Raw genomic sequence first — 15639 nt, forward strand, 5'->3', positions numbered from 1 at the left:
GTCAACCTCAGGCTACCGCTTCTTGTCGCCCGCCTGCTCCTTTTCCCGATTCAACTCGACGAGATCGACACTGTCGGCAGCCTGGCCCAACAGGTGACGGCAGAAGTAGTCGCCACGGAGCCAGTTGAAGTACGCGCCGGCGGACGCGTAGCCGTGCCGCGCGCCGGGAATGACGAACATGTCGAACCGCTTGTTCGCCTTGATGAGCGCGTCGGCGAGGCGATAGGTGTTCGACGGGTGCACGTTGTTGTCGATGTCCCCGGTGACGAGCAGCATGTGGCCTTTCAGGTTCTTCGCGAGTTCCGAGTTCCTCTCGATCGTGTACTCGAAGGTCACCTTGCCGTCCTTGTCGGTGACTTCCTTGATGCCGTGGTGCTTCTCGCTCCACGTGTTGTTGTAGATGTTGTTCTCGTGGTTCCCCGACTCCGACACCGCCACCTTGAAGAAGTCGGGGTAGACCATCATCGCGGCTGCCGACATGAACCCGCCCCCAGAGTGCCCCCAGATCCCCACGCGGTTCGCGTCGATGAACGGATGCCGCCGGGCGAGCTGCTCGACCGCCGTCTTCTTGTCCGCCAGGCCGTAGTCGCGGAGGTTGCCGTACCCGAAGTTGTGGTACCACTTCGAGCGCAGCGGGTTGCCGCCCCGGTTGCCGACCTCGACGACGATGAACCCGAACTGCGCGAGCTGGATGTTGGGGCTCCGGACACTGAACGTCTTCGTGACGCTCTCCTGCTGCGGACCGGGATAGACGTAGAGGATGACCGGGTATTTCCTGCCAGGGTCGAAGTCGAAGGGCTTGTACATCACGCCGAACAGGTCCGTGATCCCGTCATCGGCCTTGACCCTGAAGGGCTCGGGAAACTTGAAGCCGGCCTCTTCGAGCGCACTCGTGTCCGTCGTCTCCAGCTTGGCCACCAGAGCGCCCGTTGCGTCGTGCAGCGCCGCCTCGGGCTTCGAGTCGACGCGCGAGCTGTTGTCGACGAAGTACCGGTTGGAGTCCGACAGGCTTGCGGTGTGCGACGCATCTCCAGGATTCAACAGTTTGATCGTGGTGCCGTCGAGGCTGACGCGGTAGAGGTGCGGGTAGTACGGGTCCTCGCCAGCTTCGCGGCCGACGGCGGTGACGAACACGACCCGCGTCTTGTCGTCTGTCCCTTCCAGGCTGGTCGTGACGAACTCGCCGCTCGTGACGGCGTTCTTCAGCGCGCCGGTGTTCGCGTCGTAGAGGTAGTAGTGCCCCCATCCGGTGCGCTCCGACCAGAAGAGGAGCTCCTGACCGTTGCTCGCCAGGCGCAGCGGCTTGGTCTCGATGTAGGTGTTCAGACGTTCTTCGAGCAGCACCTTGACGTCACCCGACTCAGGGCTTGCCACGCACACGTCCAGGCGATGCAGATCGCGGCTCATGCGAGTGATGTAGAGTTTGTCGTGTCCCTCGGCCAGCCACTGGGGCTCCGGCCGGTCGCCGCCGCCGCCGCCGACCTGGCCACCGCCGCCGAGCCCGCCCTGGTAGCGCGCCGACACCGGAGCCGTGGCAATCTGCAGCGACTGGTCCTTGAATCGGTCCGTCTTGAGCTTCACGACGGTCCTGGTGTCACGATCGAATACGTTGATTTCGGGCTGAGGGACATTCGGTTCGCCCGGCATCGCATAGCGGTACGTCTCCAGCTTCGGACGCGGGTTGGCGAGCGCGTCGATGACCCAGAGGTCGTTCACCTTGCGCTCGTCGCGGCGGACGAGGGCGAACTTCCGCGAGTCCCTTGCCCAGACGACGATCACCGCCGCGACGCGGGCGTTCTTCTCCGTGCTCTGCTGTTCGGCTTCGACCATCTGGTCTTCTTGCTGCTGCTGCTCCTGTTGTCCGCCTGGCATGACGGTGCGGGCATAGCTGTAGTGTTCCTCGCCATCCTTGGTCAGCTGCACCTCGACGATCGCCGGGTCGTCCGCCTTCTTCTGCGCCAGCGCGTAGTTGGCCGCGTCCATCATGAACAGGTTGTGGCTTCGTGCGAAGACGACGGTCTTCTCGTCCGGGGACACCGATGCCCAGCGTGGCTTCCGCGGAGCCCTGTAATCATCGTCCAGCAGGTCGAGGCTCCCCGTCGAGAGGTCGTACTCGAAGTGCAGCGTCCGGGTCTTGGGCGGCGTCGGGGGCGTCGCGCCCTTGCCGGTTGGCGGCGTCTCCTTCTTGGCGCCCGCTGCTGTGGGATCCACCGCGAGTGTCTTGGGCTTCACGAAGTCGGCATCGCGCGGGACCTGGACGTCGAACTGGAACGCGGCGTCCTTCTTCACGAACTTGACCGTGGAGAAGGGCAGGTGCTGCGCATCGTAGGGCATGAGGGTGATGGCGGTCAGCGCGGCGGCCATCTTGGTGTGGTCGAAGAGCGGGGCCCGGGCTCTCTTGAGCGGGTCGACGAGAAAGAACTTCCGCCCGTCGCGCGTCTGGTAGCTGTACCAGAAGCGGTCCCCCGTCTCCAGCCATCGGGGCGTGACCGACGTGTCGAAGACGAGTTTGCCGATCTTCGGCGTCGTCCACTGAGCGGCCAGGTCGTAGTTGGGTGTGATGATGCCATCCGGGTTGACGACCTCTGCGGACGCGCGCTGACCTGGGCTCGATCGCCTGGCTGCCGGCTGTCTGGCGCCCGAACTCTGGGCGAGGGGATGTGCGAGCCCCAGCACGACCAGCATCGAGGCGAGCCCAATGAGCGAGAGACTGCGATGCATCGCGACTCCTTCCGAATCTCCGGGGGACGTGAGCTGTCGTAGTCGAGCGGGGACGAACTCGGGAGAGATGAGACGCGGCGAAATGTACTCGTTCCGTGCAGGTGGAACAAGGCCCGTATGCTAGAATTTCGGATATCTGTATACTCACACCAGGGTTGGCCGGCTGGTGATGTCTGGCCGCAGGCTGGAGAACGGATCGTTCGCGGATGACCATCAGGGACCAACTAATCAAGAGGTTCGAGGAGGAGATCCAGATCCTCGAGCGCGAGTTGCGGACCGAATTGCCGCAGGAAATCCGCCGGGCGCGCGAACTGGGCGACCTCAGCGAGAACGCCGAGTACCAGGCTGCGAAGGAACGGCAGCGTCTCGTCGAGGCCCGGATCGGCATGCTGAAGAAGCGCGTCGGCGAGATCTCGCTGCTCAACCTCGACAAGCTCCCGATCGACAAGGTAGGCCTCGGGTCGATCGTCACCGTTTCGGAGGACGGCGGCAAGCCGTTCGTCTACCGGCTGGTGATGCCCGAGGAGGCCGACGCGGCGAAGGGATTGATTTCGCCGAGTTCTCCGATCGGGCGCGCGCTCCTGAACAAGGAACCGGGTGACGAAGTCACCGTGCAGACGCCGACCGGCGTCCGTCGGTTCGAGATCCACGAACTCGTGACCGTCCACGACGCGCTGTAGTACCCCCGCCCCCGAAGGGTGCATGGTGATCGGGCAGCCATCAGCGTCACGCGACGCGTACTCACCGCAACTGCGGACGGCCCTCGTCCTCACGGGTTTCGGCACCGCGGGTGCCTACCATGCCGGTGTGATTCGCGCACTGCAGGAAGCCGGCGTCAAGATTGACGTTGTCGCCGGGGCGGGGATCGGGATCATCTCCGCCGTCTTCACCGCGATCGACGGTGGCGGCCGGCTGTGGGAAGAGGATGGACTCTGGCGGACGCGCTCTGCCGGGCGTTTCTACCGGGTCCGTGCCGCCATCCGCTTCGCGGCGTGGTCCCTCGTCGCCGCGCTCTCGATCGTGCTCGTGCCGCTGGCCGCCCTCGTTGCCGGCCTGGTGGTCTATCCCGTCGGATTCCTGCTGCGGATCGCCGGCGTGTCCTCCGCGAGCTTCGTCTCCCGCGCATACACCTCGCTGGTGGAAACGGCGTTCGACCCCGGGTTTCTGCCGGCAGTGCTCCCTCGGGCATTGCTCGTGTCGCTGACTGCGTTCATCGGCGTGCTCGCCGTGCTCGGTGTCGTCGTCTTCATCGTGGGCCGGGGCAAGCGTCGCGACGACGCCCCCGTGTGGTGGCGGATCATCGGCGCGCCGCTGTCTGGCAAGGGAGCCGTGCACGCCGTGTCGCGGCTGCTGTGGCAGTTGGTGGGGGGGGCAGCCGGAGCGAAGAAGCCCGCCGGCCTCGAACTCAGCCGCGCGTATACCGAGTTGCTGCGGGACAACGTCGGCCAGCCGGGTGTCCGCGAACTGCTCCTGACCGTGCACGACCTCGACATGCGGCGCGACTTCGTGTTCGCGATGCTGGGCGACCGGTACCGTCGGGACTTCTTCCGGGCTGTCGATGGTCCGGGTGGCGATCGGCGCCTGTCGGAGTCGTTCGACCTCTCCCTCGTGAGCCGCGACCACCTGATGGACGTCCTGGAGGCCGGTGTGGCTCTGCCCGTGGCGACCGAGGTGCAGCTGATTCACTTTCCGCCGGAGAGCTACTGGTGCGGCGAAGTGCATCGCGCGACGTCCCGGCCGGGTGCGCTCGACCGGCTCCTCGACGAACTCCCGCTCGCGGGCGTCGAACAGGTCATCGTCGTCTCCGCGGTCCCCGAACTCGAGGGACCGCATCGGTTGACGATTCCGCGGAGCGACTGGCGCGGTCGGCTGAGCGACTACCTCGCCGGTGCCGAGGCGGCTGCCCTGCGGTCATCGCTCGGCGCCGAGCGGCCCTTCCGCTGCCAGTTCGTGGTCCGCCCGGCCTACAACCCTATTGGACCTCTCGAGGTCGGCGGCTGCTACGATCAGCGGTCGGACCGCGAGGTGACCCTTGGCGAGTTGATCGATCGCGGTTACGAGGACGCGTACCGTCAGTTCATCGACCCGGTCGTCGGGGCGAGCGGCGAGCGCCTCGAGGTGGCCCGGACGGGCCACGACTGACACGCCACATCGCACCATCAACCAGGCGGGCAGAGCAGCTATGAGAACACGAGGCCTCTCGACCGAAGTGATTCACCGGGGCGAAGATGCGCCGATCCACGCCGACCCGGTCAACGTCCCGATCTACGAGACGACGACGTTCCTGTTCGAGTCGGCGGATGAGGTTCGCCGCTACCAGGAAGGGAAGGTCGACAAGTACCTCTACTCCCGCTACGCGAATCCGACGATCGTCGTCACCGAAGAGAAGGTGGCGGCGCTCGACCACGCCGAGGCTGCGCTCGCGTTCGCGTCTGGAATGGCCGCCTCGGCCACCACGCTCCTCACGTTCCTCGAACCTGGTGATCAGGTGCTGTGCAGTGCGGCGCTGTACGGCGGCACGTTTCACCTGGTCAACGACGTGCTGACCAGGTTCCGCATCGACGTGCGATGGGCCACGCTCGAGGAATTGCAGGAGCCGGAAACGCTCATCGGCGATGCGACACGGCTGTGCTGGATCGAATCACCGATCAACCCGACTCTCCGCTGCGTGGACGTGAGGCGGGTGGCTGCCGCATGCCGGGCGCGTGGTGTGCTGTCGGTGCTCGACAACACCTTCGCCAGTCCGATCAACCAGCAGCCGTTGGCGCTCGGCGTCGATCTCGCGATGCAGAGCGCGACGAAGTACCTGAATGGGCACTCCGACGTCACCGGCGGCGTGGTGTCGGGGCCGCGCGATCTCGTCAAGCGTCTCGACCTGATGCGCCGTATGCTGGGCGGTGTGATGGATCCGCAAGCGGCGTTCGCGCTGGCCCGGGGGCTGAAGACGCTTCCGCTGCGCATCGCGCGCCACAATGTCAGCGCCTTGGCGGCTGCGCGCTTCCTGGAGCAGGATCGACGTGTCAGGCGCGTGTTCTATCCCGGCCTGGCGTCGCATCCAGACCACGCGATCGCCGCGGCGCAAATGTCCGGGTCCGGCGGGATGGTGACCTTCGAGGTGGACGGCGGCCTCCAGGGCGCCTCGCGGGTGTTCGACCGGTTCCAGATCATTCGGCGCGCCACGAGCCTTGGCGGCGTGGACAGCCTGGCCAGCCTGCCGGTGCTGACCTCACACTGGAACTACAGTGACGGGGATCTCGCGCGCGCCGGTGTGACCGCCGGCATGCTGCGGGTGTCGATCGGTTTGGAGGATGAGGAGGACATCCTCGCGGACCTCGACCAGGCGCTGGGGTAATCTCTCGACCGTGCCCACCGACGTTGGCCACGGCGCCGACGCATTCCGCATTCCTGACGCCACAACGGGCGGTAGATACCGCCTCGTGGCGTTGGCCCCTTGATCCGAGCGTAATTCGAGGCGGTATCGAACCCGGATGCCGTTCGAGCCATGGGTCGAGGCCATCGCCCGCCACGTGGCGCAAAGAGACCGACCGCTCGACCACGGAGCGACGTCTGTGAGACTCTTGGCCCGACGGGTCTGATCCGTGCCAAGCAGATCGAGAACCTGGACGGCTCTCTGCCGGCGAGTCCTGACGTGTGACGGCGCTGCCGGCGCCAGGAAGGCACCGCGCCGGACCGCGCGGTGGCGGGGAAGGTTCCCCCGCCAATGAATCACGCGGAGCACGCATGAGAACGATCGGCCTCATCGGCGGCACGGGGTGGGTATCGACGCTCGAGTACTACCGCCTGATCAACGAGGGCGTCAACCGTCGCCTGGGCGGCCACGAGGCCGCCCGATGCGTCATCTACTCGCTCAATTTCGGCGACGTGATGCGCCTCAAGGCGGGCGACCCCGAGCAGGCCGGGGTCCGCGCTCTGGTGGTGCAGACGGCCAGGACCCTCGAGCAGGCCGGCGCCGAGCGCCTGGTGTTGTGCGCCAACACGTTGCACTGGTTCGCCGACTCTGTCGAGGACGCCGTGCGAGTGCCGCTGGTGCACATCGCCAAGGCCACCGCCGCGGCGGTCCGCGATGCCGGTCTCCACTGCGTGGGATTGCTGGGCACACGCCCGACGATGGAACGCGATTTCTACCGCAAACACCTCCGGGACGCCGGCATCGAGGCTCTCGTTCCCGACGAAGCGGATCGGGGCTTCGTGCACGACACCATCTACGACGAACTCGTGAAGAGCAGGTTCCTGGACGAGTCCCGCGTGCAGATGCTGGCCGTCATCGAGCGATTGCGGCAGCGCGGTGCTGAGGGGGTGGTACTCGGGTGCACGGAGATCCCGCTGCTCGTTCGACCGGAGCATTGCGCGCTTCCTCTGTTCGACACGCTCCGGATCCACGCCGATGCCGCCGTCGACGAGGCGCTGTCCAGGCCCTGATCTGCCGTCGTGGGGCATCCATCAGGAAGACGTCGTCGGCGTCTCAATCAGGTCTTCGGCGCGTCGCGCTTCTTGTCGGTGGTCTGGTGCTCGCGGAGGAACTGCACGGCGAGTCCGCGAATCTTGTCGCTGAATGCGCGACCGTCGAGATCGCCGAACTGGGCTCGGAAGGCGGCGATGGGTACGACGGCCTTGGCCATCGCGCGGTGACCGCCTGCGTTGCCCAGTGACGCGAAGTACTTTCGCGCGAACTCGCCGGCGTTGCGCGAATAGCCGAGGTTCCTGATCGACAACACGAGCATCTGGTTGACGATCCCCGCCACGATCGTCCACTTGATGTCTTCGAGTTGGAGGAAGAAATCTGCCACGTACGCGATCAGGTCCTCGCGCGGCGTCACGCCCATGAAGGTGCAGAACACCTGCTCGTCGACCCCGCCCGACTCGAGCGCCTTCATCACGTACTCGAGGCGCTCGAGCGTGATCTCCGATCCTTCCATCTTTCGGATCAGGGTCGCATCGGCCAGCGGGTAGAGGAACGAGAATGCCTCGAGATCGACTCGATTTGCCTGCCGGTTGAAGAACAGGGTGTCGGACTTGATCGCGTAGAGCAGGGCTGTGGCTGTGCGTTCCGAGATGCTCACGTCCACCGCGCGGAGGTGCTCGGTGAGGATGGTGGACGTCGATCCGTAGTCGGCACGGATGTCCTTGAACACCGCGCTGTAGCCTGGTTGTGGCGGGTGATGGTCGATCACCAGGTCCACACGGTCGAGTAGTTCGCCGAAGTAGTGCGGCTGCACATCGACCATCGCAATCCGCTCGAACTCGCCGAGCGACGCCGGCGTGATCGCCTCGACCTGGATGTCGAGCAGATTCGCCATCCGGAGATTCTCGGGCCTCGTCACGCCCTGCAGCGTGCCGAGGATCGCGGTGGCCTTGGTGCGGCGCAGGATGTTGCGCAGCGCGAGTCCGCTTGCCATTGCATCCGGATCCGGGTCGTTGTGCAGGAGGATGAGCACGCGGTCCGCGTCCGAGAAATAGCGTTGATACTGCTGCACCCGCGCACGCGTCAACGACCGGCTCACCTGTGTGACCAGCGGACCGCCGAACAACTCGGCCATCGTCAGGTACGACAACTCGGGAAACTGCGCGCGCAACTCGTCCTCGCGCCGGCTGCCGGCGTTCGCGCCGGTGCCGAGCACGTAGACCAGCGTGCCGCCCGCGTCACGGATGGCTCCGAGCGTCTTGCGCAGGGCTGGTCGGCCATTGTCCTCGACGAGCACGCACGTGGTGGGGGAGAGGTCCGCTTTGAGATAGGTGTCGGGGCGGTGCAAGTCGCCGGTGAGGATCTTGACACCTGCGTCGTGAAGACGGCGCGCGAGCGGCCGGCTCTCAACGAGGAACTCGGCCTCGAAGCTGGGCAGCAAGGCTGTCTCCAGCATCCGGACCACCAGTTCGGTCTGGCAGACGGCCAAGCACCTCATCGTGCGGCCAGCGTCCACGGGGTAACGGGGAGATGACGGTCCATCGGCGCCAGCCAGCTATTATACGGCCAGCCACGGTTCCCGGCTATCATGGTGGCTGGTTTTCATTTCGAACGGCCGGCCAGGCGGCCAGATGGGAGCTTCAGCGTGAAAGCGGCGGTGATCCTCGGGCTCTGCGCCGTCGGTGCGGTCGCCCTCGTCGCATCCCAGGCGGGACAGCCCACCTTCCGGACCGGCATCGACATCGTCAACTTCGGCGTGACCGTCGTGGACAAGAAGGGCAACTACCTGACCGACCTCCAGGAGGGCGAGTTCGAGGTCTACGAGGATGGCCAGAAGCAGAGTCTGAGATTCTTCGTGCCGTGCGACGCACAGGGCAGCCGGGGCGATAGTGCTCGGCCGGCGCCTGCGGCGCTTCACCTCGGGGCGGTGTTCGACATCAGCGGCAGCATGGAAGAGGACATCCGGTTTGCGAGGAGCGCGGCGGTCAAGTTCCTGAATACGCTGAGCGAGGCGCTCGACTACACCCTCGTGGACTTCGATACCGAGGTGAGGGTCGCGCGGTTCACGCAGTCCGAGTTCGGGCGGCTCGTCGAACGGATCCGGACGCGGAAGACCGACAACGCCAACACCGCTCTCTGGGACGCGACCGGCGTGTATCTCGACGGCGCGTCCGGACAGGAAGGCCGAAAGATCCTGGTGCTGTACACGGACGGGGGCGACAACGCCAGCAGCATCACGTTCAACGATTTGTTGGACCTGCTGAAGGCATCGGACGTGACCGTGCACGCGATCGGCTTCCTCGAACACCAGCCCGCCAGCATCAAGATGGATCAGCGGCTGCGGCTGAAGCGGATCGCCGAGATGACCGGCGGCCAGGCGTTCTTTCCGGCGACGATGAAGGAACTCGACGCTGCATACGCCAAGGTGGCCGCCGAGATCGACGCGCAGTACTCGATGGGATACCTGTCCACGAATACCAAGGCCGACGGGAAGTGGCGCAAGGTCGAAATCAAGGTCACACGGCCAGACCTGAAGGACATCAAGGTGCGCACGCGCCAGGGCTACTTCGCCCCGCTCAAGAAGTAGCCGACCGGCGGATCGCGGGGTTCGACGGAGCACACAGAGCTTGCAGGGGACGCGGAGCAGGCGTCGTGTCCGCGCGCCCAGGCGGGGATCGGCCGGCTGTGGTACGATCCCGGACTGCGTGCCTGACCGTTTCGACCTCGTCTCGGATTTCGAACTGCGCGGCGACCAGCAGCGGGCGATCACCGAGCTGATGGAGGGGGTGGACCGCCGCGACCGCTACCAGGTCCTGCTCGGCGTCACCGGCTCCGGCAAGACGTTCACCATGGCGCAGGTCATCGCGCGGATGAACCGGCCGTCGCTGGTCATGGTGCACAACAAGACGCTTGCGGCGCAGCTCTTCCAGGAATTCCGCCGGTTCTTCCCGCACAACGCGGTCGAGTACTTCGTCAGCTACTACGACTACTACCAGCCCGAGGCCTACGTTCCCGCGAGCGACACCTACATCGAGAAGGAAGCGACGATCAACGACGAGATCGACCGGATGCGCCTGTCCGCCACCCGGTCGCTCTTCGAGCGCCGCGACGTCATCATCGTGGCCAGCGTGTCGTGCATCTACGGCCTCGGATCGCCCGAAGCCTATTACGGAATGACGCTGCCGCTCGAGATGGGGCAGCGGATCGACCGTGAGCAAATCCTGCGCAAGCTGGTGGACATCCAGTACGAGCGCAACGACGTCGAGTTCGGCCGCGGGACGTTCCGCGTGCGCGGCGACATCATCGAGGTCTACCCGTCGTACGAGGAACTGGCGGTGCGGATCGGCCTGTTCGGCGACGAAGTCGACGAGCTGGTCGTGTTCGACCCGCTGACGGGCCGCACGTCGCGGCGTCACGACCGGATCGCAATCTACCCGAAGTCTCACTTCGTCACGCCGCGCGAGAAGACGCGCAAGGCGATCGACTCGATCAAAGCCGAACTCGTCGAACGGCGGGGCCTGCTCGAGTCGGAAGGCAAGCTGCTCGAGGCCCAGCGGCTGCACCAGCGGACGATGTTCGACCTCGAGATGATCCGGGAGATCGGCTACTGCCACGGCATCGAGAACTACGCCCGTCACCTCACCGGCAGGGCTCAGGGCGAGCCGCCACCCACCCTGCTCGACTATCTGCCGCCGGACGCGGTCGTCTTCGTGGACGAAAGCCATCAGACCGTTCCGCAGATCCGCGGGATGTACCACGGCGACCGATCGCGCAAGCAGGTTCTGGTGGAATACGGGTTCCGCCTGCCGTCGGCCCTGGACAATCGGCCGCTGAACTTCGAGGAGTGGGAGGCCAGGTCCCACCAGGTCGTCTTCGTGTCGGCCACGCCAGGACCGTTCGAGCTTCGCGCCGCGGGCGGCGTCGTCGTCGAGCAGATCATCCGGCCCACCGGCCTCACGGATCCGCCCATCGAGATCCGGCCGGTGAAGGGGCAGGTGGACGACCTCCTTGGAGAGATCCGTGACACGGCCGCCAGGCACGAGCGCGTGCTCGTCACCACGCTCACCAAGCGCATGGCCGAGGACCTGACGCAGTACTACCAGGAACTGGGCGTGCGCGTGCGCTACCTGCACTCCGACATCGACACGCTCGAGCGCGTCGAGATCCTGCGCGACCTGCGGCGCGGCGAGTTCGACGTGCTCGTCGGCATCAACCTGCTGCGCGAGGGGCTCGATCTGCCGGAGGTGTCGCTCGTCGCGATCCTGGACGCCGACAAGGAGGGGTTTCTGCGGTCGGCCGGTTCCCTCATCCAGACGTCCGGTCGCGCGGCGCGGAACGTCAACGGGCGCGTGATCATGTACGCCGATGTCGTGACCGACTCCATGCGTGCCGCCATCGCGGAAACCGATCGCCGCCGGCGCGCGCAGGAAGCCTACAACGTCGAACACGGCATCACGCCAGCGACCATCGTCAAGCAGATCGACGACGTGTTGTCGAGCGTGTACGAACGGGACTACATGGCGGTACCGGAGGTGCGAGAACCTGGGCCCGCGTTCAAGACCCAGGCGGAACTCGACGCGTACATCGCTCGTATGGAACGGGAGATGCGCGAAGCTGCGGCAAACCTCGATTTCGAGCGGGCGGCGACGTTGCGAGACCGGGTCAAGGCACTCAAGCGGCGTGAGTTGGGTGTCGCGACGGACGCAAAGCGGTGACCGCGTGGACACGATGATCGACCGGTGGGTGAAGGCGCCGCTCCTCGAGGCGCAGGAATACGTGACGCTTTGCGTTCGGGCGTTGCGCTGCGCGGTCACGCGGCCGTTCTACACGCACGATCTCGTGGAGCAGCTCGACTACATCGGTGTGGGGTCGCTGACCGTGGTGTTGCTGACCGGATTCTTCACCGGCGCCGTACTGGCCCTGCAGAGCGGTTTCACGCTCGACCAGTTCGGGGCCCGACCGCTCGTCGGCCGTCTGGTCAGTGCGTCGATGATCAAAGAGCTCGGGCCGGTGCTGACGGCGCTGATGATCACGGGCCGCGTCGGATCGAGCATCGCGGCCGAACTCGGTTCGATGGGCGTGACCGAACAGATCAACGCGCTCCGCGCCCTGGGCACCGATCCCGTCCGGAAGTTGGTGGTGCCCCGCCTGCTCGCCGGCGTCCTCATGGTTCCGGCTCTGACCGTCGTCGCGGACTTCGTCGGCATCGTGGGCGGGTGGGTGATTGCCAGCGGACAGCTTGGCGTCGCGAGTTCGGTGTACTGGAATTCGCTCCTCGATGGGCTGTACGTTGCGGATGCCGTGATGGGATTGGCGAAGCCGTTCTTTCTCGGTTTCGTGATCGTCACCTTTGCCTGCCACGTCGGACTCCGGGTGCGCGGTGGCACCCAGGGCGTCGGACGCGGCACGACGAGAGCCGTGGTTGCCACCTCGGTTGCCGTGCTCGCGATGGACTTCTTCGTCACCAAGCTGCTCGTGTTCTTCATCTACTGATGAGAGCGATGGCCCAGGAACCGCCTGCGTGCTCCGGCGATTCTGCAGTGACCCTCGAGGAGGCCCTCGGGCCGGGGTCTCCGATTGTTGTCTTCGATCGCGTCTCGCTGGCGTTCGACGAGAAGGTCGTGCTGGCCGACCTGAGTTTCACGCTGATCAAGGGGCACACGAAGGTGATTCTGGGCGCCAGCGGCGCCGGAAAATCCACCATTCTGAAGATCGTTCTCGGGCTGCTGCGCGCCGACGCCGGCGTCGTGTGGGTCAATGGCGAGCGCGTGGACCAGATGACCGAGGAGCAGTTGATGGCCGTGCGAGGCGATCTCGGGATGGTGTTCCAGGAGGGCGCGCTGTTCGATTCCCTCACGGTCGCAGAGAACGTCGGCTACAGGCTGTACGAAGAGACCGACCTGCCGCTACCCGTGGTGCGGGCCCGCGTCGAGGAGGTCCTGGGGTTCGTCGGTCTGGCGGATTACATCGACCGGATGCCCAGCGACCTGTCGGGCGGCCAGCGCCGGCGGGTGGCCATCGCCCGGGCGATGGCGGCCAGGCCCAGACTTCTCCTGTACGACGAGCCGACGACCGGCCTGGATCCCATCACCGCCGCCTCGGTGGACGACGAAATCATCAAGCTGCGCGATCTCGAGAATGTCAGCTCGATCCTGGTGACCCACCAGTTGCGGGACGCCTTCTACATCGCGACTCATACAGCCATCCGCGAGAATGGGATGACGAAGATCGTGCCGGCCGGCGAGGTGAAGTCCGATGAATCGGAGTTCCTGATGCTTCGCAACGGCCTCGTCGTGTTCGAGGGCTCGGCGCGCCAGTTCCGAACGTCCAACGACGACTACCTGCGGACATTTCTCTCGTAGCGGAAGGGAACGATATGCCGCGTACGCGCTCGCTCGCCTACTCGGAACTGAAGATCGGCATCCTGGCCGTCGTGGCGCTCTCGATTGCTGCGGTGGTGATCTTCATGCTCAGCGGCACGGGAGGCTTCTTCTGGGAGCGCTACTCACTGAAGACACGTTTCCGTGCGGTGCCCGGGCTCAAGGCCGGCGCGCCGGTGCGCGTGGCCGGCGTCGAGGTGGGCACGGTCCGCGACATCGCCTTCGTGGGCTCGGACGTCGAGGTGACCTTCCAGGTTTCGAGGAAGATGCAGCCCCGCATCACCTCGCAGTCCATCGCGTCGCTTGGATCGTTGAGCCTCCTGGGACAGAGCACGGTCGACATCACGCCATCGCTCGGCGGCGAGCCCGTCGCGGAGTGGGGATATGTGAAGAGCGGGCGGATGGCCGGGCAGTTGGCGGACGTCACCGAAATCGCAAGCCAGGGGCTCGAGCAGGCGACGCGCCTGATGCAGGACCTCCGCGCGGGGAAGGGCACGCTGGGCCGCCTGTTCACAGACGACGCGTTGTACAGGGACCTCCAGGGTTTCATCGGGGCCGCGGCAGGCGTGGCGGAGAACCTTCGCCGCGGTCGCGGGACGGCGGGCCGGCTGCTCACGGATCCGGCGGCCTACGAATCCCTCGAAGCCTCGCTCCGGAATCTGAACGCGATGCTGGATCGGATCAACGATGGCCAGGGCAGCCTGGGGCGGCTGCTGCAGGACGATCGGCTAGCGGTCACCCTCACCTCCGCCACGGGAAATCTCGACACGCTGACGGGTAAGCTCAACAAGGGAGTGGGCACCGCGGGCAAGCTCCTGAACGACAGCGCCCTCTACGACCGGCTCTCTTCCACCGCCGAACGCCTGGAACAGCTCACCGGGCAGTTGAACCAGGGGCAGGGAACGGCGGGACAATTGCTGCACGACAGGCAGTTATATGAGAACATGAATGGGGCAGCGGGCGAGTTGCGAGGTCTCGTGGCGGACATCCGCAAGGAACCCCGTAAGTATTTGAGCTTCAAGGTGAGTGTCTTCTGAGGAGAGCGTCATGAGTGACGACAGCAGCAGCGTTGGCAAGGTCCTGACGGCGTTTTTCTTCGGCGCGGCGGCTGGCGCGGCGGTTGCCCTCTTGTTCGCGCCGGCGACCGGGAAGGACACGCGCGAGTTCCTCTCGGAAAAGGCGCGTGAGGGTCGCGAGAAGGCGTCGGAAGCCGCGCGGCAGACCCGCGAGGCGCTCGCCCGGCAGCGCGAGACGATCAGTTCCGCGATCGAGCGCGGCCGAGATGCGTACAGGGAGGCGCGGGAGAAGGAGACTGCGTGAGCACAACGGCGGTCGTGCTGCTGGGTGTCATCGCCGGGGCCACCTTCGTGATGGCGGTCGTCCAGGTCTGCCTGGTGGTCTTCGCCGCGCGGATGGCGAGTAAGGTCGAAGCGTTGAGCGGACGTTTCGAGCTCGAGATCCGTCCGCTCATCGACCAGGCGACCGCGGCGGCCGGCAATGCGGCCAGGGTGAGTTCGCTCGCGGTCGCTCAGATGGAACGCGCGGACCGCGCGTTCGCCGATATGACGCGGCGCATCGACGATACAGCCAGCGCGATCCAGGGGACGCTCCTTGCCCCCGCACGCGAGGGCCGCGCGCTTCTTGCCGCCATCGGCGCCGCCGTCGGCGCGTTGCGCGAAGGACGAAAGGGCCGCCGGCGCGAGTCGGACTTCGAAGACGACGACCCGCTGTTCATCGGGTAGAGGAGGGTAGCCCCCATTTGACCTGCGCCGTGTGTGGTGGTAGAACTCGTCTCGTCGTACCGTGACCCGCCTCACTCTTAACGGGGGAACCCATGAGAACGACGGTCAGTCATTCCGTCCCCTTCCTGCTCGCCTGTTGTCTGTTGCTCGGCGCATCGGGGATCGTCGCCGCCCAGGAGCTGAAGTCGGCGCCCCTGGCCAAGGAACTGGCCCAACTCCTCGACACGGCCAAACTCGATGCCGTCGCGGCGAAGGACCCCTCGACCGCTGACGGCTTCGTGGCTGCGCTCTACTTCCCTGGCAGCCAACTCCTCGTCGTCTCTGCGCGATACGCGGTGCCGCCGCTGCTGGCGGAGAAGATCGCCAAGAAGGA

14 protein-coding genes are annotated in these 15639 nt (G+C 65.8%); 12 read left to right on the top strand and 2 right to left on the bottom strand.

The features are described 5' to 3' along the window. Positions 1-12: 12 nt before the first annotated feature. Entirely contained in the window at positions 13-2721 is a 2709-nt protein-coding gene (locus VGK32_01970) for a DPP IV N-terminal domain-containing protein (GenBank protein ID HEY3380501.1), read from the bottom strand. Between the two features lie 206 nt (positions 2722-2927). Here VGK32_01970 and greA point away from each other — a divergent pair, with 206 nt between their 5' ends. The 4 genes from greA (at position 2928) to VGK32_01990 (ending at position 7161) form a co-directional block, all read left to right on the top strand. Continuing rightward, complete coding sequence (gene greA / locus VGK32_01975) at positions 2928-3401, top strand: transcription elongation factor GreA (protein ID HEY3380502.1); 474 nt, start codon at positions 2928-2930, stop codon at positions 3399-3401. A 22-nt stretch (positions 3402-3423) separates the two neighbouring features. Further along, entirely contained in the window at positions 3424-4863 is a 1440-nt protein-coding gene (locus tag VGK32_01980; GenBank protein HEY3380503.1) for a patatin-like phospholipase family protein, read from the top strand. A gap of 40 nt (positions 4864-4903) precedes the next feature. Continuing rightward, the gene (locus VGK32_01985) at positions 4904-6073 is read left to right on the top strand and encodes an aminotransferase class I/II-fold pyridoxal phosphate-dependent enzyme (protein HEY3380504.1); all 1170 of its coding nucleotides are present in this window, start codon (positions 4904-4906) and stop codon (positions 6071-6073) included. Positions 6074-6462: 389 nt separating this feature from the next. Continuing rightward, on the top strand, positions 6463-7161 hold the full coding sequence (locus tag VGK32_01990; GenBank protein HEY3380505.1) for an aspartate/glutamate racemase family protein: 699 nt from the start codon (positions 6463-6465) through the stop codon (positions 7159-7161). Between the two features lie 47 nt (positions 7162-7208). Here VGK32_01990 and VGK32_01995 read toward each other — a convergent pair whose 3' ends face one another. Further along, entirely contained in the window at positions 7209-8633 is a 1425-nt protein-coding gene (locus VGK32_01995; GenBank protein ID HEY3380506.1) for a DHH family phosphoesterase, read from the bottom strand. 156 nt (positions 8634-8789) lie between these two features. Between VGK32_01995 and VGK32_02000 the strand changes: the two genes are divergently transcribed. The 8 genes from VGK32_02000 to VGK32_02035 form a co-directional block, all read left to right on the top strand. After that, on the top strand, positions 8790-9731 hold the full coding sequence (locus tag VGK32_02000; GenBank protein ID HEY3380507.1) for a VWA domain-containing protein: 942 nt from the start codon (positions 8790-8792) through the stop codon (positions 9729-9731). 118 nt (positions 9732-9849) lie between these two features. Then, entirely contained in the window at positions 9850-11859 is a 2010-nt protein-coding gene (gene uvrB / locus VGK32_02005; protein HEY3380508.1) for an excinuclease ABC subunit UvrB, read from the top strand. A gap of 13 nt (positions 11860-11872) precedes the next feature. Next, positions 11873-12637, top strand: a complete 765-nt coding sequence (locus VGK32_02010) for an ABC transporter permease (GenBank protein HEY3380509.1) — start codon at positions 11873-11875, stop codon at positions 12635-12637. 47 nt (positions 12638-12684) lie between these two features. After that, complete coding sequence (locus tag VGK32_02015) at positions 12685-13506, top strand: ATP-binding cassette domain-containing protein (protein HEY3380510.1); 822 nt, start codon at positions 12685-12687, stop codon at positions 13504-13506. A gap of 14 nt (positions 13507-13520) precedes the next feature. Further along, entirely contained in the window at positions 13521-14561 is a 1041-nt protein-coding gene (locus VGK32_02020) for an MlaD family protein (GenBank protein HEY3380511.1), read from the top strand. Positions 14562-14571: 10 nt separating this feature from the next. Next, positions 14572-14844 carry a YtxH domain-containing protein gene (locus VGK32_02025; protein ID HEY3380512.1) on the top strand — a complete coding sequence of 91 codons (273 nt, stop codon included), beginning with the start codon at positions 14572-14574 and terminating at the stop codon, positions 14842-14844. After that, positions 14841-15266: a hypothetical protein gene (locus tag VGK32_02030; protein HEY3380513.1), complete on the top strand. Its 426-nt coding sequence runs from the start codon at positions 14841-14843 to the stop codon at positions 15264-15266. The genes VGK32_02025 and VGK32_02030 overlap by 4 nt, the downstream gene beginning before the upstream one ends. Before the next feature lie 92 nt (positions 15267-15358). Next, positions 15359-15639, top strand: a 281-nt coding sequence (locus VGK32_02035) for a hypothetical protein (protein HEY3380514.1), incomplete at its 3' end; no start/stop codon positions are given.

It is taken from the genome of Vicinamibacterales bacterium, from assembly GCA_036504215.1.
GTDB lineage: Bacteria > Acidobacteriota > Vicinamibacteria > Vicinamibacterales > Fen-181 > FEN-299.